The organism is Variovorax sp. 350MFTsu5.1, from assembly GCF_048302515.1.
Taxonomy (GTDB): domain Bacteria; phylum Pseudomonadota; class Gammaproteobacteria; order Burkholderiales; family Burkholderiaceae_C; genus Variovorax; species Variovorax guangxiensis.
In genome coordinates this window covers 3,329,180-3,351,642 of the sequence record NZ_CP157620.1, presented here as the reverse complement: position 1 = coordinate 3,351,642, position 22,463 = coordinate 3,329,180, and the positions used below count along the sequence as shown (strand labels likewise).

The 22,463-nt window shown below is 68.2% G+C and carries 20 protein-coding genes; 4 read left to right on the top strand and 16 right to left on the bottom strand.

Annotation, left to right across the window (positions count from 1 at the left end):
- Window positions 1–50: 50 nt before the first annotated feature.
- Both ABL843_RS15225 and ABL843_RS15220 read left to right on the top strand, forming a co-directional pair.
- The gene (locus ABL843_RS15225; protein WP_418120384.1) at window positions 51–1,082 is read left to right on the top strand and encodes a DUF4105 domain-containing protein; all 1,032 of its coding nucleotides are present in this window, start codon (window positions 51–53) and stop codon (window positions 1,080–1,082) included.
- Window positions 1,079–3,031 carry an esterase/lipase family protein gene (locus ABL843_RS15220; protein WP_418120383.1) on the top strand — a complete coding sequence of 651 codons (1,953 nt, stop codon included), beginning with the start codon at window positions 1,079–1,081 and terminating at the stop codon, window positions 3,029–3,031. The genes ABL843_RS15225 and ABL843_RS15220 overlap by 4 nt, the downstream gene beginning before the upstream one ends.
- A gap of 19 nt (window positions 3,032–3,050) precedes the next feature.
- Here the strand turns inward: ABL843_RS15220 and ABL843_RS15215 are convergent, their stop codons facing one another.
- A complete protein-coding gene (locus ABL843_RS15215) occupies window positions 3,051–3,860 on the bottom strand; it encodes a tetratricopeptide repeat protein (RefSeq protein ID WP_418120382.1) in 810 nt (269 codons plus the stop codon).
- Between the two features lie 247 nt (window positions 3,861–4,107).
- On the opposite strand from ABL843_RS15215, the gene ABL843_RS15210 reads away from it, so the two are divergent.
- Window positions 4,108–5,760 (top strand): ankyrin repeat domain-containing protein, encoded by a 1,653-nt coding sequence (locus tag ABL843_RS15210; protein ID WP_418120381.1) that lies wholly within the window; start codon window positions 4,108–4,110, stop codon window positions 5,758–5,760.
- A gap of 126 nt (window positions 5,761–5,886) precedes the next feature.
- On the opposite strand, the gene ABL843_RS15205 is transcribed toward ABL843_RS15210, so the two are convergent.
- The 11 genes from ABL843_RS15205 to mgrA form a co-directional block, all read right to left on the bottom strand.
- Window positions 5,887–6,897 (bottom strand): LLM class flavin-dependent oxidoreductase, encoded by a 1,011-nt coding sequence (locus ABL843_RS15205; RefSeq protein WP_418120380.1) that lies wholly within the window; start codon window positions 6,895–6,897, stop codon window positions 5,887–5,889.
- Complete coding sequence (locus tag ABL843_RS15200; protein ID WP_418120379.1) at window positions 6,894–7,844, bottom strand: ABC transporter substrate-binding protein; 951 nt, start codon at window positions 7,842–7,844, stop codon at window positions 6,894–6,896. Before ABL843_RS15200 ends, ABL843_RS15205 begins: the two co-directional genes overlap by 4 nt.
- A gap of 3 nt (window positions 7,845–7,847) precedes the next feature.
- Window positions 7,848–8,768 (bottom strand): ABC transporter substrate-binding protein, encoded by a 921-nt coding sequence (locus ABL843_RS15195; RefSeq protein WP_418120378.1) that lies wholly within the window; start codon window positions 8,766–8,768, stop codon window positions 7,848–7,850.
- Between the two features lie 36 nt (window positions 8,769–8,804).
- Window positions 8,805–10,643 (bottom strand): amino acid ABC transporter permease/ATP-binding protein, encoded by a 1,839-nt coding sequence (locus ABL843_RS15190; protein WP_418120377.1) that lies wholly within the window; start codon window positions 10,641–10,643, stop codon window positions 8,805–8,807.
- The gene (locus ABL843_RS15185) at window positions 10,640–11,182 is read right to left on the bottom strand and encodes a GNAT family N-acetyltransferase (protein ID WP_418120376.1); all 543 of its coding nucleotides are present in this window, start codon (window positions 11,180–11,182) and stop codon (window positions 10,640–10,642) included. Before ABL843_RS15185 ends, ABL843_RS15190 begins: the two co-directional genes overlap by 4 nt.
- 27 nt (window positions 11,183–11,209) lie before the next feature.
- On the bottom strand, window positions 11,210–12,424 hold the full coding sequence (locus tag ABL843_RS15180) for a M20 aminoacylase family protein (protein ID WP_418120375.1): 1,215 nt from the start codon (window positions 12,422–12,424) through the stop codon (window positions 11,210–11,212).
- Window positions 12,424–13,761, bottom strand: coding sequence for an LLM class flavin-dependent oxidoreductase (locus tag ABL843_RS15175; RefSeq protein ID WP_418120374.1), 1,338 nt, complete (start codon window positions 13,759–13,761; stop codon window positions 12,424–12,426). Before ABL843_RS15175 ends, ABL843_RS15180 begins: the two co-directional genes overlap by 1 nt.
- Window positions 13,762–13,810: 49 nt before the next feature.
- Window positions 13,811–14,836, bottom strand: coding sequence for an LLM class flavin-dependent oxidoreductase (locus tag ABL843_RS15170; RefSeq protein ID WP_418120373.1), 1,026 nt, complete (start codon window positions 14,834–14,836; stop codon window positions 13,811–13,813).
- A 104-nt stretch (window positions 14,837–14,940) separates the two neighbouring features.
- Complete coding sequence (locus ABL843_RS15165; RefSeq protein ID WP_418120372.1) at window positions 14,941–15,441, bottom strand: AAA family ATPase; 501 nt, start codon at window positions 15,439–15,441, stop codon at window positions 14,941–14,943.
- Window positions 15,442–15,479: 38 nt separating this feature from the next.
- Window positions 15,480–15,686, bottom strand: coding sequence for a hypothetical protein (locus ABL843_RS15160; protein ID WP_418120371.1), 207 nt, complete (start codon window positions 15,684–15,686; stop codon window positions 15,480–15,482).
- Window positions 15,687–15,802: 116 nt separating this feature from the next.
- Window positions 15,803–16,843, bottom strand: a complete 1,041-nt coding sequence (gene mgrA, locus ABL843_RS15155) for an L-glyceraldehyde 3-phosphate reductase (RefSeq protein ID WP_418120370.1) — start codon at window positions 16,841–16,843, stop codon at window positions 15,803–15,805.
- Between the two features lie 237 nt (window positions 16,844–17,080).
- Here mgrA and ABL843_RS15150 point away from each other — a divergent pair, with 237 nt between their 5' ends.
- Window positions 17,081–17,512, top strand: a complete 432-nt coding sequence (locus ABL843_RS15150) for a GNAT family N-acetyltransferase (protein WP_418120369.1) — start codon at window positions 17,081–17,083, stop codon at window positions 17,510–17,512.
- A 6-nt stretch (window positions 17,513–17,518) separates the two neighbouring features.
- Here the strand turns inward: ABL843_RS15150 and ABL843_RS15145 are convergent, their stop codons facing one another.
- From ABL843_RS15145 to ABL843_RS15130, 4 genes are all read right to left on the bottom strand, one after another.
- Window positions 17,519–19,012 carry an MFS transporter gene (locus ABL843_RS15145; RefSeq protein WP_418120368.1) on the bottom strand — a complete coding sequence of 498 codons (1,494 nt, stop codon included), beginning with the start codon at window positions 19,010–19,012 and terminating at the stop codon, window positions 17,519–17,521.
- 84 nt (window positions 19,013–19,096) lie between these two features.
- Window positions 19,097–20,329, bottom strand: a complete 1,233-nt coding sequence (locus tag ABL843_RS15140; protein ID WP_418120367.1) for a class I SAM-dependent methyltransferase — start codon at window positions 20,327–20,329, stop codon at window positions 19,097–19,099.
- Between the two features lie 120 nt (window positions 20,330–20,449).
- Window positions 20,450–21,379, bottom strand: a complete 930-nt coding sequence (locus ABL843_RS15135) for a cation diffusion facilitator family transporter (protein ID WP_418120366.1) — start codon at window positions 21,377–21,379, stop codon at window positions 20,450–20,452.
- A gap of 27 nt (window positions 21,380–21,406) precedes the next feature.
- Entirely contained in the window at window positions 21,407–22,399 is a 993-nt protein-coding gene (locus ABL843_RS15130) for an AraC family transcriptional regulator (protein WP_184638033.1), read from the bottom strand.
- Window positions 22,400–22,463 lie beyond the last annotated feature (64 nt).

Below are 22,463 nucleotides of genomic sequence, written 5' to 3'. Positions count from 1 at the left end.
ATGGACGCCCGTCGTAAGCTCGGCGGGTCGCATTCCTGGTTTTGCCTTTCATGATCCGAACGCTCCTGCGTCACGTCGGCCGCATTCTGCTGTCGCTCATCGTGCTTTCGACCTGCCTCTGGGCCTGCCTCGCGCTCTGGTACCAGTTCCCCGGGCCGGCCGCGGTGAAGATCGGCGCGGGCGTGCTCTGGGCCGCCTTCGGCCTCGCGGCCATCGCGCTGACGTGGCGCAGGCGGGCTGCGCGCGCCCTGCTCTCCTATGCGACCGGCTTCGCGCTGCTGCTGGTCTGGTGGAGCACCATCCTGCCGTCGCAGAACCGCGTGTGGGCCGACGATGTGTCGCGCCAGCTGCGCTCGCACATCGACGGCAGCGTGGTCACGCTGGACAACGTGCGCAACTTCGAGTGGCGCAGCGACACCGACTACACCCAGCGCTGGGAAACGCGCGAGTACGACCTCGACCGGCTGCGCACGGTCGACGTGTCGCTCTCCTATTGGAGCGGCCCCGCCATCGCGCACACGCTGGTGTCCTTCGGCTTCGACGATGGCCGGTTCCTCACCTTCTCCATCGAGATACGCAAGGAGCGCGGCGAGGCCTTCTCGTCCATCGGCGGCTTCTTCAGGCAGTTCGAGAACAGCCTGATCGCGGCCGACGAGCACGACATCCTGCGCGTGCGCACCAACGTGCGCGGCGAGGACGTCTACATGTACCGCGTGAGCCTGCCCCGGGCCGAGATGCGCTCGCTCTTCCTCGCCTACCTCGGCGAAAGCGCCGCGCTGGCGCGCGAGCCCAGCTTCTACAACACGCTCACCGCGAACTGCACGACCATCGTTTACGCGCTGGCCAGGCGCATCGTGCCCGGCCTGCCGATGGACTGGCGGCTGCTGGCCTCGGGCTACCTGCCCGACTACCTCTTCGACGTGGGCGGCCTCGCGCCCGGCTACAGCATGGAAGCGCTGCGCGCGGCGGGCCGCATTACCGACCGCGCCCTCGCCGCGGACAAGACGCCGGCCGCGAATTTCTCGCAGGCGATCCGGCAAGGGCTGCCGGGCACGACGGCCAATGCGGGAGCGGCGCAATGAAAGGCGCATTCCGCCTTGTCGCCTCCCTGCCCGCGCTCGCGTGCGCCGCCGCGCTGCTGGCCGGCTGCGCGGGCGTGACGGTCGGCTCGATCTCCCCGGCCGAATACCTCGCCCAGCGCAGGGGCGACGTGCTCACCACCGGCAGGCTCAGCACCTCCGCGCAGGAAGTGCTTCGGGTGATCGGCTCCGACGCGGACATCTGCCGCAAGGACGGCCAGGCATGCCGCAACGCACTGGCCGACTCCTCGGGGCTGAGCGATGAACAGCGCCTTTCCGCGCTGTCCGAAGTCTGGCTGCAGGTAGCGCTCGCGGCGGAGAAAGGCGGCGGCGCCGCCGATGCCGCTGCCATCGAGGCCTGGTTCGAAACCGCACGCCACGCCTACGCCTACCTGTTCTTCACCGCCCGCAAGCCGCGCGACCGCGCCTTCGAGGACCGGCAGACGCAGGTGCGCGACTACTACAACTACGCGGTGCAGCAGGCCATCACCGGCCTGTACCGGGACATCCAGCGCACGGGCTCGCGCAGCGGCGCGGAGCCCGAGATGCCGAAGGTGGGCGACTGGCGCATCGAGACCGACGTCTCGGGCTTGCGCCTGCCCTCCGACACGCCACTGCCCGACGAGCTGATTCCCGCCGCCTCGCTGACCTTCTCGGGCCTGCGCAATACCTACCGGCGCGACGGCTTCGGCGCTGAGCTGGTGGCCGCGAGCAACAAGCGCACGGACGACGAAGCGCCAAGGCAGCAGGCCGATCCCGCGGAGAAGCAGAAGCAGAAGCCGCGCCCGCCCTACCGCGAGATGCCCTTCCCCGCCGTCACCGCGCTGCTGCTCTTCGACGGCGCCAGCCTCGGCGAGGTTCTGGGCACGCGCACGCTGCGCATCGCCGCTTACGACCCATACCGCACCGCCAACGTGCAGCTCGCCGGTCAGGAAGTGCCGCTGGCCGCCAACTTCACCTCGGGCTACGGCCTGTGGCTCGCGCGCTCCGACTTCGCGCTGCAGGCGCTGCGCAGCCTCTTCGGCGGCACCGAGGGGCTCACGCAGCCGCGCATCTACCTGATGCAGCCCTACGACCCGAACCGCCGCACGGTCATCATGCTGCACGGTCTGGCGAGCAGCCCCGAGGCGTGGATCAACGTGGCCAACGAGGTGCTGGGTGACGAGACATTGCGCCGCCGCTACCAGATCTGGCAGGTCTACTACCCGACCAACGCGCCGCTGCCGATCAACAACTTCGCGATCCGCGAAGCCGTCACGCAGACGCTCGCGCACTTCGACCCGACGGGCAAGGCCGTGGCCTCCAACAACATCACGCTGATCGGCCACAGCATGGGCGGCGTGCTGTCGCGCCTCATGGTGTCGTCGTCGGAAGACAAGCTCTGGGAGGCGCTGCTCGCGAGCCATCCGATGCAAGGCGCGCAGCAGCGACGCATGGAGGAAAAGCTCGCGCCCTACCTGCGCTTCGAGCCGCTGCCGCAGGTGAGCGACGCGATCTTCATCGCCTCGCCGCACCGCGGCACCGACTTCGCCAACAACCGCATCTCGCGCTGGGTGGCCAACCTTATCACCCTGCCGGTGGCCATGCTCGGGCAGCTGGGCGACATCTCGCGCGAGCTGATCCGCATCGCGCCCGCGCGGCAGGACCAGGGCACGCTGCGCATACCCAACAGCATCGACAACCTGAGCGACCGCGATCCCTTCGTGCGGCTGTCGTCGGGCCTGCCGATGAACCCGCGCGTGCGCTTCCACTCGATCATCGGCAACGACACGCCCGGCGTGGCGCAGGCGCTCTCCAGCGACGGCATCGTGCCCTACGCCAGCGCGCACCTGGACGGCGCGGCCTCCGAGCTGGTGATTCCGTCGGCGCACAGCGTGCAGGAGAACCCGCTGGCGATCCTGGAGATACGGCGCATCCTCAGGGAGCAGCTGCGGCCCGAGGCTGCGCGCTAGGCGACTGCCTTGTTGCCAGCTACTTGTTTCCCGAGCGCTGCTGCGCCCGCACGCGCCCCAGGAACTCGGCGAAGAGCGCCTTCTTACCCGGAAAGCGCTCCATGCCCTCGGCGAAGATGGCCTCCGCCGCCGCCAGCTCGCCAAGCCGCATGAGGCATTCGCCCTTCGAGAAGAAGGCGGCCTCTCCATCGGGGTTCACCTGCAGCGACTGCTCGAAGTCGTAGAGCGCCTCCTGGAAATTGCCGAGCTCCATGCGCGTGAAGGCCCGGTTGTCGATGGCCTCGAAGAAGAGCGGAAAGAGTTCCACGGCCGCGTCGTACTCTGCAATGCCCTCCTCCTTGCGACCCTGCTCGCAGAGCTCGTTCCCGCGCAGGTAGTGCGCGTTGGCCTGGCGCACGATCTCCTGGCCGTCCTGGCCCATCAGCTCCAGATACCTCGGGAAGTCGGTGAGCTTCAGGTACTCGGCGAAGCCGACCAGATCGTCCTCGGCGGGCTGCCGGTTGCCGATGAGTTCGCTGCCCTGGCTCACGCCGTCGACGTCGATGGGCGAATGCCATATCAGCACCTCGGCGTGCTTCAGCGATTCCAGGGTGGGCTTCTCGTCCAGTTGCTGGTAGCTCAGGCAGTGGGCCACCGATGTTCCGTCGGGCCACGGATCGACTTCGAGAACCCAGACGGTCCGCCAGGCGTTTGCGTTCCTGTAGGCGAGTACGTCGCCCTTCTTCAATGTCGATGTCGATGTCGCTGCGGCGCCCTTCGCCGGCGGTTCGGGTGGAGGCGCCGAGCCCGTGAGGCGTGCAGCGAGACGCTGGAGGAATCTGGGCAGCATGGTGTCGGGTGTCCGTGCGGAGATTGGATGTGCGATGGCAGGCAACAGCGTGCCACTTTAGCCGCAGTGCTTTGGCCGTTCCGCTCATTGACCTTCGCACACCCCGTGCCCTAACATCGCCGCCGCGGTGCAAGCCGCGCCCGGGCCCGCGGGAAGGGTTGAACCCACTTGCCTTCATTTGCCGATCCACACGCCTTTTGTGCAGCCGGATTTGCGGGCCGACGGCGTCTGATGCACGGAGGTTCGAATGAAGCGCATGCCCGCCCGGCCCGACCTGGGCCATCTGAAGAAGCAAGCCAAGGAGCTGCTTGCTCTCTACCGAAGCAACGATCCCACTGCCACCACGCGTTTCCGCGAAGCCCTTCCGGCCGCAGCGGGCAAGAGCGATGCCGCCATTGCGGCCCTCGGCCTGCGGCTGCACGACGCGCAGTCGTGCATCGCGCGCGAGTACGGATTCGTTTCGTGGACTGACCTGCAAGGCTTCGTTCTTGCGCGCCGCTCGCAGGCGGACGATCCGGCGAAGGCCGTGCTGCAATGGCTGCGCCTCGTCTACGCGGGCGACATCGCCGGAGGCGTGAATCGCGCACGGCCTGCCCTGGCCCTGCGCCTGCTCGAGGAAAGCCCCGGCCTGTTGGGCGACGACCCCATCCTCGCCTGTGCGATAGGCAACGAGGCACCGATCCGCCAGGCCATCGAGCGCGACGCAGGCTGGGTGAATCGTGCCGGAGGCTCGCTCTCGCTTCCTCCCCTCGTCGCGGTCGCCCATTCCGGGCTGCTCCAGCTGCCGGACTACCAGGAGCGCCTGCGCAATTGCGCGAAGCGGCTGCTCGACGCAGGCGCAGACCCGAATCAGTCGGCAGGCAACCGCTGGCCGCCGGCATCGCTTGCCGCGCCCGACGAATCCGAGCGCCTGTCCGCGCTCTACGGCGCAGCCGGCCAGAACCGCGATGCCGTGCTCACTAGGCTGCTGCTGGACGCGGGCGCCGATCCCAACGATGGCGAATCGCTCTACCACTCGCTCGAAACTCCGGCCTGCACCAAGCTGCTGCTCGAAGCCGGAGCACGCGTCGCGGGCACGAACGCGCTCTACCGCGTGCTCGACCTCGACGACGTGCAGACCCTGCGCCTGCTGCTCGCGCACGGCGGCAATGCGAACGAGCCGCCCATGGGCCCGCCCACCAGCGACTGGGGTTCGCCGCTGCTGTGGGCCATCCGCCGGCGCAAGTCACCCGCGCACATCGAGGCGCTGCTGGCGGCAGGCGCCGATCCCTCGGCCACCACATCCGACGGCACGAGCGCCTACACAGCCGCCCTGCGCTTCGGATTGCCCGAAGTCGCCAGCCTCCTGCAGAAGGCCGGCGGCGGCACCCCGATCCCGGTGGACGAAGCCTTCATCGCCGCCTGCGCACAAGGCGACGAAGCCGCGGCCCGCGGCATCCAGTCGGCGCACCCGGGCATCGTCGGCTTGCTCTCCGAAGCACAGCTGCGCCTGCTGCCAGAACTCGCCGCACAAGGCTGTGCCGACGCGGTGAAGCTGATGGTCAGGCTAGGCTGGCCCATCGCCACCCGTGGCGGCGACTGGGACGCCTCAGCGCTAAACAAAGCCGTCTTCCGCGGCGACGCCGGCCTCGTGCGCTTCCTGCTGGAACACGGTGCCAGCTGGGAAGAGCGGCACGGCTTCGGCGACAACGCCTGCGGCGGCCTTTCATGGGCCTCGTGCAACGAGCCGGAGGGCGAAGGCGACTGGCTGGGCTGCGCCGAAGCTCTGGTAGCGCACGGCATGCCCACCGCACAGCCGGACCCCGAGAGCCCGGACAGCGTGCTCATCGGCGGGCGGCGCTATGTGTTCTCGGATGAGGTCACCGATTTCCTGCTAGGTGCATCCGCGACCGGAAGCTGAAGAAAAAAAGCGGGCCCGAGGGCCCGCCCAAAGCCGTCCGTCGAATCGCGCGGAACGCAACCCGACTCCGACTCACCTCGAACTCAACTCCTACCTACTCTTGCTTCCCCGTTTTCCTCCTCGAACTCAAAGCGCGCGCCAACCGAGTTCCGCCGCGATGCGGCGGGACAGGTCGGTCAATATCTGTTCGTAGTCTTCGCTGCCGAAGTTGTAGGGCAGCTCCACCCGCAGCTCGCTCACCAGCGGCAGCACCGGGTCGCGGCGCAGGCGCTCCAGGATCTCGTCGGAAGTCCCGACAAGATCGCTCGCGAACAGCGTGCGCCGCTCGCCCTGCGGGGCCAGCGTGCGCTCGGCGCGTCCTGCCGCGAACTCGCGGTAGCGCATGCGGGTTGCGGCATCGGCGCCGTCCAGCGGCACGATCACGCGGCCCAGCGCCACCCGGCCCTTGCCGGCATCCGCTTCGCTGACCTTATAGCGTTCGACGAGGCCGAGCTGCGCCTGCAGGAAGTCGTCGGTGTTCTCGCCCGTGAGCACGTTGCCCAGCAGCAGGTTGAAGCCGTTGCGCCCCGCCCATTCGACCGATCGCAGCGAGCCGCCGCCGTACCAGAGGCGCCCCGTCAGGCCCGGCGCATAGGGCTGCACGCGCGGGCGCACGCGTCCGCCGGCCGACTCCACGAAGGTTTCTTCGTCGCCCAGCAGCGTGTCTTCGAGGTTGGCCTTGAGCCTCCCCACGCGCTTGTGGCTGTAGTCGACCGTGTTCGGCGCCGCGTCGTGGAAGCGATTGCCCAGCAAGACACCGTGCAGCGGCGCGCCCGCGCTCAGGCCCACCTGCAGCCTGCCGCGCGAGAGCACGTCGACCGTGGCCAGGTCTTCGGCGAGGCGGAACGGGTTCTCGTAGCCCATCTGGATCACCGCCGCGCCCAATTCGATGCGGCGGGTGCGCTGCGTGGGGGCGGCCAGGAAGGTCGCGGCCGACGACACGCCGCGCTCCAGGTGGCGCTGGCGCACCCAGGCACTATTGAAGCCGTGCTTCTCGCCGAACTCGAAGAGCTTCAGCGCGGCTTCGAGGCCGGCGAGCGGATCGGCCTCGGCGTAGTTGCCCGGCGTCAGGAAGGCGAGATGGCGAATGCTGCTCACGGCGCGAACTTCGGCAGGCCGGGCGGATTGGTTTCCGACTTCGGCAGGGCTTCTTCGGCCAGGCTCCAGCGCGCGAGCGCTTTACCGTAGGTGCCGTTGCGGATCAGGTTGCTGGTCGCGGTGGTCAGTGCCACCGCGAGCCCGCTGCCCTTGCGCGTGGCAATGGCCACGTCCGACTTCAGCGGCCAGCCCGCGTTGACGGTGCCCACCAGCCTGATCTGCCCGTTCTTCGCGGCCTCGTAGGCCTGCGGCGCGTTGGGATTGAAATTCGCATCTACCCGCTTCGTGACCACCGCCAGCGTACGCGTCACATCGTCGTCGTAGTACTGGATCTCGACCGGCTTCAGGCCCGCCGCGACGTTCTGCCGGTTCCACTCCAGCAGGATGCGCTCCTGGTTGGTGCCGGCGCCCGTCGTCAGCTTGAGGCCCGCAACGTCCTTCGGCTCCCTGATCGACTTGATGGCGCTGTCGGTCTTCACGTAGAAGCCGTGCAGGCCGAGGCGGTAGGTCGAGAAATCGAACTTCTCCTTGCGCTGCTCGGTCACGCCGACGTTGGAGATCACCGCGTCGTACTTGCCCGAGCTCAGGCCCAGGGGCCAGTCGGCCCAGGCGATGGGATGCAGTTCGAGCTTCAGGCCGAGTGCGTCGGCGACGAGCAGCGCGAAGTCGGGGTCGAAGCCGACGACCGTTTTCGCGTCCGATGCGTAGGTCGAGATCGGCGGCGCGAAGGGCGCGATGCCGATGGTCAGCACGCCCTCCTTCACGAACTTGAAGCTGGGCGGAATCGCGTTGACCGCCTCGGCGTCCTTCTGGCCGCGCAGGCGGCCCTTCTGCTCGGGGCTGAAGTCGAACTTGTCGGCAGCGGCGTGGGCCGCACCGGCCACGAATGCGAGCGCAAGGACGAGGCCCCGGACGATGGATGTGTGTTTGAAGAAAGTCATGGCCATCGCTCAGTTCTTCGGCAGGCCCGGCGGATTGGTGCGCGACGCCGCGATGGCCTCCGACTCCAGGCTCCAGCGCGACAGCGCCTTGGCGTAGTTGCCGTTCTTGATCTGCGTGTTCAGCGCGAGCGTGACGGCTTCCGCAATGCCCGAGCCCTTGCGCGAGGTGACGGCGATCTCGGCGGTCTGTGGCCATCCGCCCGAGAACACGCCCGCGAGCTTCGTCTTGCCGTCGCGTGCCTCGTAGGCCGCGATGGCGTTCGGGCCTACGTAGGCATCGACGCGGCCCGACTGGATCGCCAGGCGCTGCACCACATCGTCGTCGTAGTACTGGATCTCGACCGGCTTCAGTCCGGCCGCAAGGTTCTGCTTGTTCCAGCGCAGAAGAATCTGCTCCTGGTTGGTGCTGGCGGTCACGATCACCTTCAGGCCCGCGATGTCCTTGGGCTCCTTGATGGCGCCGAGCTTGCTGTCGGACTTCACGTAGATGCCGATCTGGTCGTTGCGGTAGGTCGAGAAATCGAACTTCTCCTTGCGCTCCTCCGTCACCGTCACGTTCGACACCACCACGTCGAACTTGCCCGACTGCAGGCCCAGCGGCCAGTCGGCCCAGGCGGTGGACACCAGCTCCAGCTTGCGGCCGAGGCTGTCGGCCACGAGCTGCGCGATGTCCGGCGCATTGCCCACCGGCGTCTTCGTGTCGGTCGCATAGGCCGCGAACGGCAGCCGGCCGGTGGTGGTGCCTACGACGAGCACGCCCTCCTTCTGGAACTTGAAGTCCTTCGCGAGCCGGACGGCCTCGTCGATCTTCTGCGCACGCGGGCGGCCGGGCTGCTCGGGGCTCAGGTCGGGGGCGGGCTGGGCCGTGGCGGCCAGCGGTGCCAGCAGCGCGGCAACAAGAACGGACAGGATATTTCGTCGATGGGTCATGAAGGTCTGTGCGGTGAAAGAAAAGAGAGGACCGGGTCAGAGAACCTTGGCCAGGAACTCGGCCGTGCGCGGATGCTCCGGCGCGTTGAACACCTTGTCGGGCGAGCCGGTTTCCAGGATGCGGCCGCGCTCCATGAAGACGATGGTGTCGGCCACCTCGCGGGCAAAGCCGATCTCGTGCGTGACGATGAGCAGCGTGGTGCCCGAGCGCGCCAGCTCCTTGATGACGGCCAGCACCTCGCCCACCAGCTCGGGGTCGAGCGCCGAAGTGGGCTCGTCGAACAGCAGCACCTTCGGCTTGAGCGCCAGCGCGCGGGCAATGGCCACGCGCTGCTGCTGGCCGCCGGAGAGCTGCCTCGGATAGGCATGTGTCTTGTCGCCCAGGCCCACGCGCACCAGCAGCTCGGAAGCGAGCGCCTCGGCCTCGGGGCGCGACAGGCCGCGCACCGACACCGGTGCCTCGACGATGTTCTCCAGCACCGTGAGATGCGGGAACAGGTTGAAGTTCTGGAACACCATGCCCACGTCGACGCGGCGCTTCAGGATGTCGCGCTCGTGCAGCTCGTAGAGCGTGTCTTCGTCGCGCCGGTAGCCGATGAGCTCGCCGTCGATGGAGATGAAGCCGTCGTCCACCCGCTCCAGGTGGTTGATGGCACGCAGCAGCGTCGACTTGCCCGAGCCCGACTGGCCGAGGATCACGGTCACGCTACCCCGCCCCACGGTCAGCGTCACCTCGTCGAGCACCTTGAGCGCGCCGAAGCTCTTCGAGACGCCGTGGATCCTGACCTCTCCGCCCTGCGTGAGCGGGTCGGTCCAGCGCGGCACGACCTGCGCGGGCGCATCAGTGGCAGGCGTGTCGACCACGGGGGCCGGCCGCGAAGCCTTCGGGCGCCACAGGCTGCTCACCGCGCGGCCCAGCCGCGAACTCGGTGGATTGCGCAGTGCCCCGCGCGAGAAATGCCGCTCCACGTAGTGCTGCACCACCGACAGCACGGTGAGGATGATGAGGTACCACACGGTGGCCACCATCAGCAGCGGAATCACTTCCAGGTTGCGCCTGTAGATGATCTGGATCGTGTAGAACAGCTCCGGCAGCGCCAGGATGTAGAGGTTCGAAGTGCCCTTGGCCAGCCCGATGATGTCGTTGAAGGCCGTGGGCAGAATGGTCCGCATCGCCTGCGGCAGCACGATGCGGAAGGACTGCCGCCCGCGCGAGAGACCCAGCGCAGCCGCCGCCTCCAGCTGCCCCTGCTCCACCGAAAGAATGCCGCCGCGCACGATCTCCGAGGCGAAGGCCGCCTGGTTCAGCGTGAGGCCCAGCAGCGCCGCCACGAAGGGGCTGATGAGCTGCGTGGTCGGGTACGAGAAGAAGGTGACGTCGGTGCCCGGAATGCCCAGAGTCACCGTTTCGTACAGGTAGCCCAGGTTGTTGATGATCAGCAGCAGCACGATCACAGGCACCGAGCGGAAGATCCAGGTGAACACCCACGCGAGCCGCGCCAGCAGTGGCGAGCGCGACACCCGTGCCAGCGCCAGCGCGGTGCCGAAGAAGAAGCCCAGCAGCGCGCCCAGCGCCGTCAGCAGCAGCGTGCGGCCCAGGCCCTGCAGCACCGGCTCGGCGAAGAACCACTGGGCGAACACGCCCCAGCCCCAGCGCGGGTTGGTGAGCGTCGAATGCAGCACGATGCCGATGACCAGCACCGCGAAGATGGTGCCGGCCGTGCGCGCCGGGTAGCGGGCCGGCACGATGCGGAAGTGCGAGTAGTCGCCATTGGCCGGGGGCGCCGCGGGCGCGGAAGAACGCTGCGGCTGCGGCGCGCGCACCGGCGCAGGGTTTCGCGGCTCGGCGCCGGCGTCGAGAACGGTGGTGTTCATCGCTGTGCCGCTCCGACCAGTTGCTCCGAAGTGGCGCGGGCGTGCTGCCGCCCGGTGTCCAGGTACTTCTCGAAAGGCAGCTTGCGCGGCGTCTCCGGGTCGATGGGCGGCTCGAACAGCGCCGTGTAGCCATGGCCGAGGTACAGGCCCACGGCCTCGGGCTGGCGGAAGCCGGTCGTCAGGTAGATGCGCTCGTAGCCCTGGCGCAGCACCTGCGCTTCGAGTTCGGCGAGCACCTTGCTGGCCAGGCCCTGCCGGCGCAGGTCTGCATGCGTCCACACGCGCTTGAGTTCGGCAGTGCGCTCGTCATGCCGCATGAACGCGCCGCCGCCGATCGCCACGCCGTCGCGCAGCAGCAGCACGAAGTTGCCGCCCTGTGCGGGAGAGAACACCTGGGCCGGATAGCGATCGATCTCGCGCGGCTGGCCCGGTTCGCGCATCACGTCGCCGTAGCGGCTGTCGTACTCGAAGGTCAGGCCTTCGATCAGCGGCTTCGCGCGCGCGTCGAGCGGCGTGGTGTAGAGGAACTGTTCGCTCATCGGGTGGGCTCCTTGCGTCGTTCTTGTTCAGCGTTGTTCGGCGGCTGCTTCGCCGGAAAGAAAGCGCTCCGCCAGCCGCACCCAGTAGATGGCCGCGGGCGCGAGGATCGCGTCGTTGAAGTCGTAGAGCGGGCTGTGCAGCGAGGCGCTGTCGCCGTTGCCGAAGAACACATAGCTGCCGGGGCGCGCCTGCAGCATGAAGGCGAAGTCCTCGCTGGCGGTGCGCGGGCGGAACGCGGCATCGACGAGGCCGGGGCCGAAGGTGTCCAGCGCCACCTCGCGGGCGAAGGCCGTCTCGGCCTCGTGGTTGATGACGGGCGGGAAGCCCGGGCGGTAGTCCACCTCGGCCTGCGCGCCGAAGCTCTCGGCCTGAGCCTTCGCCAGTGCCGGAATGCGCCGCTGCAGCAGCGCGCGCACCTCGGGCTTGAAGGAGCGCGCCGTGAGCTTGAGCTCCACGCTGCCCGGAATCACGTTGGAAGCCTCGCCGCCGTGGATGGAGCCCACCGTGACCACGCCCATGTCCAGCGGATCGACGTTGCGCGCGACCACGGTCTGCAGCGCGGTGATGAGGTGCGCGCTGGCCACCACCGGGTCGACCGTTTCCTGCGGCTGCGCGCCATGGCCGCCCTTGCCGCGCACGATGATGATCGCCTGGTCGATGGCCGCCATCGCCGGCCCCGAGACGCAGCCGACGTACCCCTCGCCCACGCAGGGCCAGTTGTGCAGGCCGAAGACCGCGTCGCACGGGAAGCGCTCGAACAGGCCCTCGTCGATCATCCTCTTCGCGCCCGCGCCCAGCTCCTCGGCGGGCTGGAAGATCAGGTGCAACGTGCCGGCGAACTCGCCCGACTCCGCGAGGAAGCGCGCCGCCGCGAGCAGGATCGCCGTGTGGCCGTCATGGCCGCAGGCATGCATCACGCCGGCATTCGTGCTGGCGTAGGCGAGGCCCGTCTTCTCCTGGATGGGCAGCGCGTCCATGTCGGCGCGGATGCCCAGGCTCCTGCCGGGGCCGCGCCGCAGCGTGCCCACCACGCCGGTGCCGGCGATGCCGGCCGTGACCTCGTAGCCCCATTGCGCCAGCCGCTCGACCACCAGGGCCGAGGTGCGATGTTCCCTGAACGACAGCTCGGGATGCCGGTGGATGTCCCGACGCAGCGCGACGAACTCGTCGCCGTAGCCGGCGATGGCCGATTCGACCCGGTGGATATCCTTGACTGCCGGGCGCGGCAAAGCGGCGCCCATCAGGCGGCCTTCCGTGCCACGGGCACGGTCTCCTGCGCCGCGTGGCGGCTCTCCTTGCGCGGCAGGCCCAGGTGGTCGCGCAGCGTCTGGCCGGGCAGCTCGCGCTGGTAGCGCCCGCGCGCCTCCAGCGCCGGGATCACGAACTCGATGAAGTCGTCCAGCCCCTGCCCCAGCACCGGGAAGCCGAGGATGAAGCCATCGGCCGCGCCCTCGTCCACCCAGCGGATGATCTCGTCGGCGATGCGCTCGCCCGTGCCCACGAACTGCGTGCGCGGCGTGGCCACTTCCAGCGCCACTTCGCGCAGCGTCTGGCCCTTGGCCTTCGCGTTGGCCTTGATGCGGTCGGTGGTCGAGCGGAAGCTGTTGCGCCCGAGCTCGCCCAGTTCGGGGAAGGGCGCGTCCAGCGGGTACTGGCTGAAGTCATGGTGATCGAAGAAGCGGCCGAGATAGGCCAGCGCCTCCTCCACCGTCAGCAGCTCGCGGATGGCGCGGTACTTGGCCTCGGCCTCTTCCTCGGTGGCCGCGACCACGGGGCCGATGCCGGGAAAAATCTTCACGTCGTCGGCCTGCCGGCCTTGCGCGACCGCGCTGGCCTTCACCTGCCGCAGGAAGGAGCGCGTGTCCTCCAGCGAAGGCGAATGCGTGAACACCGCGTCGGCGTACTTGCCCGCGAGCCCGATGCCCGCGTCCGACGAGCCAGCCTGGAAGATCACCGGCTGGCCCTGCGGCGAGCGCTGGATGTTCAGCGGGCCCGACACTTCGAAGAAGCGGCCCTTGTGGTCCAGCGTGTGCAGCTTGTCGCGCTCGAAGAAGCGGCCACTCTCGCGGTCGCGCACGAAGGCGTCGTCGTCCCAGCTGTCCCACAGGCCCTGCGTCACGGCAAGGTACTCGTCGGCGATCTCGTAGCGCAGCGCGTGCTCCGGGTGCGCGCGGCTGTAGTTCTTGGCGCTGCCCTCCAGCGGCGTGGTCACCACGTTCCAGCCCGCGCGCCCGCCGCTGATGAGGTCGAGCGAGGCGAACTGGCGCGCCACGGTGAACGGATCGCTGTACGAGCTGGAGACGGTGCCGGCAAGGCCGATCTTCGAAGTCACCGTGGCGAGTGCCGACAGGATCGAGATCGGCTCGAAGCGGTTGAGGAAGTGCGGGATCGACTTCTCGTTGATGTAGAGCCCATCCGCCACGAACGCGAAGGCGATGCCCGCCGCTTCGGCCTTCTGCGCGGTGCGCACGTAGAAGCCGAGGTTGACGCTGGCGTCGGCAGGCCCGCCCGGATGCTTCCAGGAGTTCATGTGGCTGCCGGCCCCTTGCAGCATGACGCCGAACCTGATGTTGCTCATGACGATCGCTCTCTTCTCGTTGTCGTTTTCGGGAAAGGAAAGGGAAATCTCAGGCAGGCACGGGCGCCTGTTCTCGCGCTTGTTCTCGCGCCTTGGCGAGCAGCTCGACCGACGCGCGGCGCTCCGCGAAGACAGCCACCGGGATATCGATGACGAATTCCTCGATGCCGTGGCGCTCGCTCAGCGCGTCGAGCGCATCGCGTACTTCTTCGCCGGTGCCGGCGATCACATGCGGGCGGCGTTCTTCGGTGCGGTAGTCGCTCACGCCGGCCTGCCGCGCGAACTCGGCGGCGGCTTCGAGGCTTGGCAGGTTCACGCTCTGGCCGGTGGGCAGGTGTACGCGGAAGCTGCGCAGCGCGCCCACGAGTTCGGCGGCCTCTTCGCTCGTCTCGGCTGCGAAGGCGAAGAGCGCGAGCAGCGGCGCGCGCCCCGTTTCCGCGCGGTAGGCCTCGACCGATTGCGCGAGGTTCACGGGGTCGCCGTTGAAGTGCCCAGCATAGGCGAACTGCCAGCCGAGGCGCGCGGCGAGCACCGCGCTTTCAGGGCTGCCGCCCAGCAGCACGCGCTGCGGCGGTTGCGGCGGATTGGGCGTGGCGACCGCGCCGGCCAGCGCATGGCCGGAGGCGATGCCCTCGTGCAGGAATGCATCGAGCTCGGACAGGCGCACGCCGAAGTCCTCGCTCCTGGTCTTCGCCGGATCGTGCAGCCACTGCAGCGCCTTGCTCGTCAGCGGCAGGCCGCCGGGCGCCTTGCCGATGCCGATGTCCACGCGGCCCGGTGCCAGCGAGGCCAGCACGCGGAAAGTCTCGGCCACCTTGAACGGGCTGTAGTGCTGAAGCATGACGCCGCCGGTGCCGACGCGGATGCGCGAAGTCTTCGCGAGCACATGCGCTGCCAGCACCTCGGGCGCGGAGCCCGCGTAGTTCCTGTTGCCATGGTGCTCTGCGAGCCAGTAGCGCTTGTAGCCCAGCCGCTCCGCTGTCTGCGCGAGCGCGATGGTGTGCTGGAACGCCTGTGCGGCGTCGGCGCCTTCCGGGATCAGGCTCTTGTCGAGCAGGGACAGCGAATAGGACACGGTATGCGGTGGCTGACGCCCCTTGATGAAGAATTGCTGCGAATTCTCTTGGGCATTGCGCGCACCGCTTGCGCTGAATTCCTATATCGATATCTGCTGAATGCTCAGTTGCGCGTATGGGAAAGAACGATCTGCGCGGCCTCGCGTGCGCTCAGGCTCGCGGTGTCGATGACGAGGTGCGGCCCGCTCCACGGCTCGTAGTCGTGCCGCTGCACGGACTCCCATGCGGGCGGCACGAGGCCGGGTATGTCGATGCTTCTCTGCTCGACGCGGCGCCTGTGCTCGGCAGTGTCCGAACACACGATCTCGACTTCGACGATGGGTGAAGAGGCATCCGCCGCAACGGCCCGCCAGGCCTCGCGCGTGACGGGCAAGGGGTTCACGCAATCGGCCAGCACCGCCTGACCGAGCGAAAGATTGGAGCGGGCCAGCCCGTAGGCCACGACGTAGCCGGCCGGCCCTATCTCACCAGCGGCAACACCGGCCGAGCGCAGTGCCTGCTCGATGGTGTCGATGCGCAGGTACGTGCAAGGCAGGAGCGCGGCGATCTCCCGCGCGATGGTGGTCTTGCCGCTGCCCGGCAGGCCACCCAGAACGATCAGCATGCTCGGTCATCTCCAGGTTCAATGTCCTGGCGCCGAGTTCACCACGAATGCGGCAGCAGGCTCAACATGGCGGCCGCATGCAGCCGCCGAAGCGCCCGCACCGGCACATAGCCATGCGGCGCGCGACGCGCCAGCGCATGCGGCGAAGCCGGCGGAATGCGCCAGGCCTTCGCGGTGAGGCCAAGGACATGGCGCGCCTGGGCGGCCGGGGAGACGTGGTGGGTGTAATGCGTGCGCAGTTGCATGGCAATGAATCGGATGAATGCTTGCGCCGATTCTGCAAAGCGCACCCGCCTTTGCCAAAGACGGATTCCAAGTTACCTGATGCGATCCGTGATGAGCGAATGGCTGGCGGCCGGGCTCAGGCGAAGTCCGTCGAAGGCTTCTCCCAGAGATTCACGCCGCCTTCCACCGCGTACTTGTCGATCTCGGCCAGCTCCTCCGCGCTCAGCGGCGCATGCGACAGCGCCGCCACGTTGTCGACGATCTGCTCCGGCCGGCTCGCGCCGATCAGCGCCGAGCTCACGCGCGGATCGCGCAGCGTCCATGTCAGCGCGAGCTGGGCCAGCGACTGGCCGCGGCGGCGCGCGATCTTGTTGAGCTCGCGGGCGCGCTCGATGTTGGCGTCCGACAGGTGCTCCTGCTTCAGCGAGCCTCCGCCGGGCCGGTTGATGCGCGCATCGGCCGGAATGCCGCTCAAGTACTTGTCGGTCAGGAGGCCCTGCGCCAGCGGCGTGAACGCGATGACGCCCGCGCCGAGTTCTTCGGTGGCGTTCAGCAGGTCCTTTTCGATCCAGCGGTTGAACAGGTTGTAGGCCGGCTGGTGGATCAGAAGCGGCACCTTCCACTCGCGCAGCAGCGCGGCGATCTCGCGCGTCTTGCCGGCGGAGTAAGAAGAAATGCCGATGTACAGCGCCTTGCCCTGCTGCACGGCCTGGGCCAGCGCGGAGGCAGTTTCTTCCAGCGGCGTCTCGGGGTCGAAGCGGTGCGAATAGAAGATGTCGACGTAGTCCAGGCCCAGGCGCTGCAGGCTCTGGTCGAGGCTGGCGAGCACGTATTTGCGCGAACCGCCGCCCTTGCCGTAGGGGCCGGGCCACATGTCCCAGCCGGCCTTGCTCGAAATGATGAGCTCGTCGCGGTAGGGCTTGAAGTCTTCGCGCAGCAGCCGGCCGAAGTTGGTCTCGGCGCTGCCGTAGGGCGGGCCGTAGTTGTTGGCCAGGTCGAAGTGGTTGATGCCCAGGTCGAAGGCGGTGCGCAGCAGCTGGCGCTGCGTGGCGATGGAGGTGGTGTCCCCGAAGTTGTGCCAGAGCCCGAGCGAGATGGCCGGCAGCACGAGCCCGCTGCGGCCGACGCGGCGGTAGGGAATGGCGTCGTAGCGCTTGGGGTCGGCGTGGTAGGTCATGGGGGTTTTGTCCTGGCGGAGTGAGAGTAAGGAGAGCTGCCAAGAATGCCCGCGCATGCGTATGCTTGCAAGCATGCCCACGGCGCAGGATCACGTATCGAGCACCAGTTTGGCAGGCGGTCGAGCGAAGCTATCCGTGGAAGAGACGGCGCACAACGAAAGAAAGCGCGGATCGATATGCGGCCTGTGCGTGCGCGGGCAGAATGCCGCCTCCGCAAGACAGAGGCAGCGCCAGCCATGAACAACATCACCCTCGCGTCCCCCACCGAGGAACAGCTTCGCTCCGGCGAACTGGGCCTCAAGCTGCGCCACTACAACTACGGCTTCGTCGGCGAGTACCCGAAGCAGGAGTACATCCGGCTGGACTCAAGGGGCGAGAACGGCCGCCTGCTCGGCGGACTGCGTGGCTTCGTGTTCCTGTACTGGCTCGATGTCGAAGTGCTGTTCGTGGAGGAAGACGCCCGGGGCGCGGGCCTGGGCAGCCGCCTGCTGGCCGAAGCGGAGCGGCAGGCCATCGCACTGGGCGCGAAGAACGCAAAGCTGTCCACCTTCGAGTGGCAGGCGCGCGGCTTCTACCTGAAGCAGGGCTACGAGGAATACGCCCGCATCGACGACTACACGCCCGGCTTCTATCTCGCGTACATGAAGAAAGCGCTGCAGGCGCCCTGACCCGGGCTACTTCGGCGCAGCCTCCCCTGCTGCAACCGCCCTGCTCTCCACCAGCCCTTCCCGGGGCAGCAGCAAGGCCAGCGCGATCACGCCCAGGCTCACGACCAGCATCATCACGAAGGTCAGGTGCAGCGATCCGCCCAGCGCGAGGCGGATGGCCGAATCGCCCGCGACGGAGCCGTGCATGCCCTGCAGCAGCATGCGCAGCTGCTCGTCGGAGAACATCGGCCGGCCGTCGCCGTGCGTGAGCCCGAAGTTGAAGACCGCCCCGAAGAAGGCCGCGCCCAGCGCGCTGCCGAGGTTGCGCGAGAACACGTTCGATGCGGTGGCGACGCCGCGCTGCGCAAGGTCGACGCCCTCCTGGATGAGGATGAGCGAGCTCAGGCTCATCACGCCCATGCCGAGGCCGATGATGAAGGAACCGACCGCGGGAAGCACAGGCGAACTCCCGGCACCCAGCAGCACGAATGTCGAGGCGCCCACCGGAATCAGCGCCGCGCCGGTCACCACCATGCGCCACAGGCCGATGCGATGGAAGGTGCGCGAGGTCAGGGTCGCGCCGATGGGCCAGCCGAGCATCACCATGGTGAGCGCGAGGCCGGCGGTGACGGAGGAGCGCTCCAGCACCACCTGCACGTACATCGGCAGGAACGTGGTGATGCCGATCAGCACCATGCCGGCGAGCATCGCCGCGCCGTTCACTGTGGCGATCATCCGGCCGCCCCACAGGCGAAGCGACACCATCGGGTCGGCCGCGCGGCGCTCCTGCGCGATGAAGAGCACCAGCGTGACCACGAAAAGCGCGGCCCACGCGAGCGCCACGCCCGAGTTGCCCACGCCGAATTCGGTGAGCGCGATCATCAGCGCCGCGATGCCGACGGTGAAGAGCACCGCGCCCACGATGTCGATGGACGAGCGCCGCACCGTGGGCGCCTCGTGCAGGAAAAACCAGAACCCGGCGGCAGCCGCCAGCCCGATGGGCACGTTGACCCAGAAGATCCACGCCCACGAGAGCTTCTGCACGATGAGCGCGCCGATCATCGGTCCGACCACCGCCGACACCGCCCACACACTCGCGAGCCAGCCCTGCACCTTGCCGCGCTCGCGCACCGGATAGAGATCGCCGACGATCGTGAGCGCCACCGGCTGGATCGCGCCCGCGCCGATGCCCTGTATGAGCCGGAAGCAGATCATGGCCGGCATCGACCACGAGAAGCCCGCCAGCACCGAGCCGATGACGAAGACGGCGATGCCGACGAACATGATCGGCTTGCGGCCGTAGAGGTCGGAGAGCTTGCCGAACACCACCGTCATCGCGGTCTGCGCCAGCAGGAAGGAGGCGAACACCCAGCTGTAGAGATGCAGCCCGCCCAGCTCGGAGGCGATCTGCGGCATCACGGTGGAGACGATGGTGGCTTCTATGGCCACCATCGCCATGGAGGCCATGATGGAGGCGATGACCAGTGGGCGGCTTGTTGTTCTGTGGGTCGTGGAGGTCATGAGCCGTGCATGCTATAGACGGCATGAGCCCCTGTCGCTGGCTCGGGCTCTCGGGCGCCCGGGCCGTGCGCGCTCAACCCGCGCTCAACCCGCGTTCAGCGCCGAAGTGCCGTCGTAGATGTAGCGGCGCGACCAGGGCAGCGTCTTCGCCGGCCGGCCGGCCTTGCGCCCCACGATCTGGTAGATCGCCACGTCGTCGTTCTCGAAGGCATAGGCGCAGCCCGCGAGGTACACGCGCCAGATGCGGAACTTCTCCTCGTCGACCAGCGCGTGCGCCTGCTCGCTGTTCGCCTCGTAGGCGTCGCTCCAGCAGCGCAGCGTCTGAGCGTAGTGGCGGCGCAGGTTCTCCACGTCGAAGGCTTCGAGCCCGCCCTGCTGCATGGCCTGCAGCGCGAGGCTGATGTGCGGCAGCTCGCCGTTGGGGAATACGTAGCGGTCGATGAAGTCGCCGCCGCCGTACGACACGCCGCCGCCTTCGGGGTCGGACGAGGTGATGCCGTGGTTCATCACCACGCCGTCGTCGGCAAGCAGCTGCTGCACGCTCCTGAAGTATTCGGGCAGGTTCTTGCGGCCCACGTGCTCGAACATGCCCACGCTGGTGATGCGGTCGAACTGGCCGGTCACGTCGCGGTAGTCCTGCAGGCGGATCTCGATGCGGTCTTCCAGGCCCGCGGCCTTCACGCGCTCGGTCGCGAGGTCGAACTGGTTCTGCGACAGCGTCACGCCCACGCAGCGCGCGCCGAACTTCTGCGCCGCGCGAATCACCAGTGCGCCCCAGCCGCAGCCGATGTCCAGCAGGGTCTGGCCCGGCTCGAGCTCGATCTTGGTGAGGATGTGGTCGATCTTCTTGAGCTGCGCGGTGGCGAGGTCTTCGTCGCCGTTCTCGAAGTAGGCGCACGAATACACCATGTTCGGATCGAGCCAGAGCTTGTAGAACTCGTTCGAGACGTCGTAGTGGTATTGAACGGACTTCTTGTCCGAGGACTTGGTATGCGTGAAGTAGCGCGCCATGTTCTGCAGCGCGCCGCCGGGCTTGTCGACCGAGGTCCGGGCGAGGCCGTAGGCGATGTCGATCACGTCGCTGAGCTTGCCCTCGATGTCGATCTTGCTCTTGACGTAGGCCTCGCCCAGGTTGTCGAGGGTGGGCTGCAGCATCAGCGACAGCGCGGCCGGCGACTTCACGTGCAGCGTGACGGCGGGTCCGCTGAAGGTGCCGAAGTCGAAGGACTGGCCATCCCACAGGGTGAGCCGCGCCGGCAGGTTGGCGCGCTCGCGGACCGCGGCGCTCCACTGCGCCAGCTTCTTTTCCCAAAGCATGCATTTCTCCGTGTTGTTGAGTTCTCCCGCCCAGGCGGGTCGTCGCTGCAGCGCGCCAGAAGATAGCGAAGTTCGGCGAAGCCTGCATGGCCGCGACGACGCAAGAAATCGCGGCAAGTGCTACAAGGCGCCGCTGGTCCTGGCGGGAACGGGCGCCTCGCTCGCCTCGATGAAGATTCGCCTGATCATCGGGAACCGCGCACGCGCCTGCTTCTCGATGGCCGCGATGGCATCGGCCGCTTCGCCGGTGGGCGTGTCGTCTTTGAAGTTGACATCGACGATCACGAGCACCTCGTCGGGGCCGATGTACATCGAGAGGATGTGCCCCACCTCCTCCACGCATTCCTGCTCCATGGCCATCGCGCGGATGGCGCGGGCGGTCTCGGGGCGGATGCCCTCCCCGATCAGCAGCCCGCGCGCCTGCGCGACCAGCACCACCGCCACGCCCGCAAGCAGCACGCCGATGATCACGGAGGCCACGCCGTCGAGCTGCGGCATGTTCAGCACATGGCTCAGGTAGATGCCGAGCGCGGCGACCGCCAGGCCCACCAGCGCGGCGGAATCTTCCGCGAGCACGGTGTAGGTGGTCGGGTCCTTGCTGCGGTCCAGCGCCTGCCAGAAGGGCAATCCGCGTGCCTGCGCGCGGAACTGCCTGAGCGCGATGAGGAAGCTCGTGCCCTCGAAGAGCGCCGCCGCGGCGAGCACGACGTAGTTCCAGGTGGGGTCGCGCATCGGCTCAGGCTGCCGGATGTGCTGCACGCCCTCGTAGAACGACACGCCGCCACCCAGGCCGAAGATCAGCACCGCGACGATCAGGCTCCAGAAGTAGAGCTCCTTGCCGTGCCCGAACGGATGCTCGGGCGTCGCGGGCCGCTTGCTCAGGTGCAGGCCCACCAGCAGCAGCACGCCGTTGAAGGTGTCGACCGCCGAGTGCACGCCCTCCGACAGCATCGCCGAGCTGCCGGTGATGCCCGCGACGATGAACTTGGTGGCCGCGATCGCCACGTTGGCGCCGATGGCGCCGTAGATGGCGATCTTCGATTCAGCCACGCGGCGCAGCTCCGCGTGCCGGCAGGTTCACGCAGCCTCCATGGAAGCGGCGCCCATCGCGTCGTTGCCCGCCTCGCCCAGCCAGCGGCGCTTGTCGCGCAACGGCGGCGCGCCGAACATGCGCCCGTACTCGCGCGCGAACTGCGAGGTGCTCTCGTAGCCCACACTGTGCGCTGCGCTCGCCACGTCGGCGCCCGCGATCAGCATCTGCCGGCGCGCCTCCTGCAGCCGCAACTGCTTCTGGTACTGCAGCGGGCTCATCGCGGTCACGGCCTTGAAGTGGTGGTGGAACGACGACACGCTCATGTGCACCGCGCGCGCCATGTCTTCCACCCGCAGCGACTGGGCGTAGTTCATGCGCAGCGCGCTGATGGCCTTGGTGATGCGCTGAGTGTGGCTGTCCTGCAGGGCGATCTGCCGCAGCCGGGCGCCCTCGCCGTTGACCAGCAGGCGGTACATGATCTCGCGCTTGATCAGCGGCGCCACGATGGGCACGTCTTCCGGCGTGTCGAGCAGCCGCAGCAGGCGCAGCACCGGCTCCAGCACCGGCATGGCGATGCGGTTGACGTACATGCCGCGCGAAGCCGGCGCATTGGCCTTGGCCGGCAGTTTCTCGTCGCCGATGAGGTCGCCGATCTCGTCGATGGCCAGTTCGAGCCGCACGCCCAGGTAGGGCTCGTCCTCGCTCTTGACGCACACCTGGCCGCAAACGGGCAGGTCGACGGAGGTCACGAGGTAGTGCATCGGGTCGTACACGTAGATGTCGTCGCCCACGATGATGCGCTTGGAGCCCTGCGCGATCAGCCCCAGCGCGGGGGACGCGAAGCCGTGCTTGGGCCCTTCGGGCTTGCGGATGCAGAACACCTGCAGGCCGGGGACGGCGGTGACGACGGTGCCTTCCTGCCCCTGGGTGATGTGCTCGATGAGCGCCACGAGCTGCTTGCGGGCTTCTTCGAGTTCGGGTTCGAGCGGCATCGGCTGGGCGATGGCGGCGGCGATTTCGGGTGTTTCGTCGGACATGTTTCTGGAGCCTTGTCGCGATGGGGAGCCGCGGGAACGACCGGACGGCCCCTGGAGGAATGAG

Coding starts and splice junctions, on each gene's coding strand:
- ABL843_RS15225 (WP_418120384.1), top strand. CDS start 51: ATGATCCGAACGCTCCTGCGTCACGTCGGCCGCATTCTGCTGTCGCTC.
- ABL843_RS15220 (WP_418120383.1), top strand. CDS start 1,079: ATGAAAGGCGCATTCCGCCTTGTCGCCTCCCTGCCCGCGCTCGCGTGC.
- ABL843_RS15215 (WP_418120382.1), bottom strand. CDS start 3,860: ATGCTGCCCAGATTCCTCCAGCGTCTCGCTGCACGCCTCACGGGCTCG.
- ABL843_RS15210 (WP_418120381.1), top strand. CDS start 4,108: ATGAAGCGCATGCCCGCCCGGCCCGACCTGGGCCATCTGAAGAAGCAA.
- ABL843_RS15200 (WP_418120379.1), bottom strand. CDS start 7,844: ATGGCCATGACTTTCTTCAAACACACATCCATCGTCCGGGGCCTCGTC.
- ABL843_RS15195 (WP_418120378.1), bottom strand. CDS start 8,768: ATGACCCATCGACGAAATATCCTGTCCGTTCTTGTTGCCGCGCTGCTG.
- ABL843_RS15190 (WP_418120377.1), bottom strand. CDS start 10,643: ATGAACACCACCGTTCTCGACGCCGGCGCCGAGCCGCGAAACCCTGCG.
- ABL843_RS15185 (WP_418120376.1), bottom strand. CDS start 11,182: ATGAGCGAACAGTTCCTCTACACCACGCCGCTCGACGCGCGCGCGAAG.
- ABL843_RS15180 (WP_418120375.1), bottom strand. CDS start 12,424: ATGGGCGCCGCTTTGCCGCGCCCGGCAGTCAAGGATATCCACCGGGTC.
- ABL843_RS15175 (WP_418120374.1), bottom strand. CDS start 13,761: ATGAGCAACATCAGGTTCGGCGTCATGCTGCAAGGGGCCGGCAGCCAC.
- ABL843_RS15165 (WP_418120372.1), bottom strand. CDS start 15,441: ATGCTGATCGTTCTGGGTGGCCTGCCGGGCAGCGGCAAGACCACCATC.
- ABL843_RS15160 (WP_418120371.1), bottom strand. CDS start 15,686: ATGCAACTGCGCACGCATTACACCCACCACGTCTCCCCGGCCGCCCAG.
- mgrA (WP_418120370.1), bottom strand. CDS start 16,843: ATGACCTACCACGCCGACCCCAAGCGCTACGACGCCATTCCCTACCGC.
- ABL843_RS15150 (WP_418120369.1), top strand. CDS start 17,081: ATGAACAACATCACCCTCGCGTCCCCCACCGAGGAACAGCTTCGCTCC.
- ABL843_RS15145 (WP_418120368.1), bottom strand. CDS start 19,012: ATGACCTCCACGACCCACAGAACAACAAGCCGCCCACTGGTCATCGCC.
- ABL843_RS15140 (WP_418120367.1), bottom strand. CDS start 20,329: ATGCTTTGGGAAAAGAAGCTGGCGCAGTGGAGCGCCGCGGTCCGCGAG.
- ABL843_RS15130 (WP_184638033.1), bottom strand. CDS start 22,399: ATGTCCGACGAAACACCCGAAATCGCCGCCGCCATCGCCCAGCCGATG.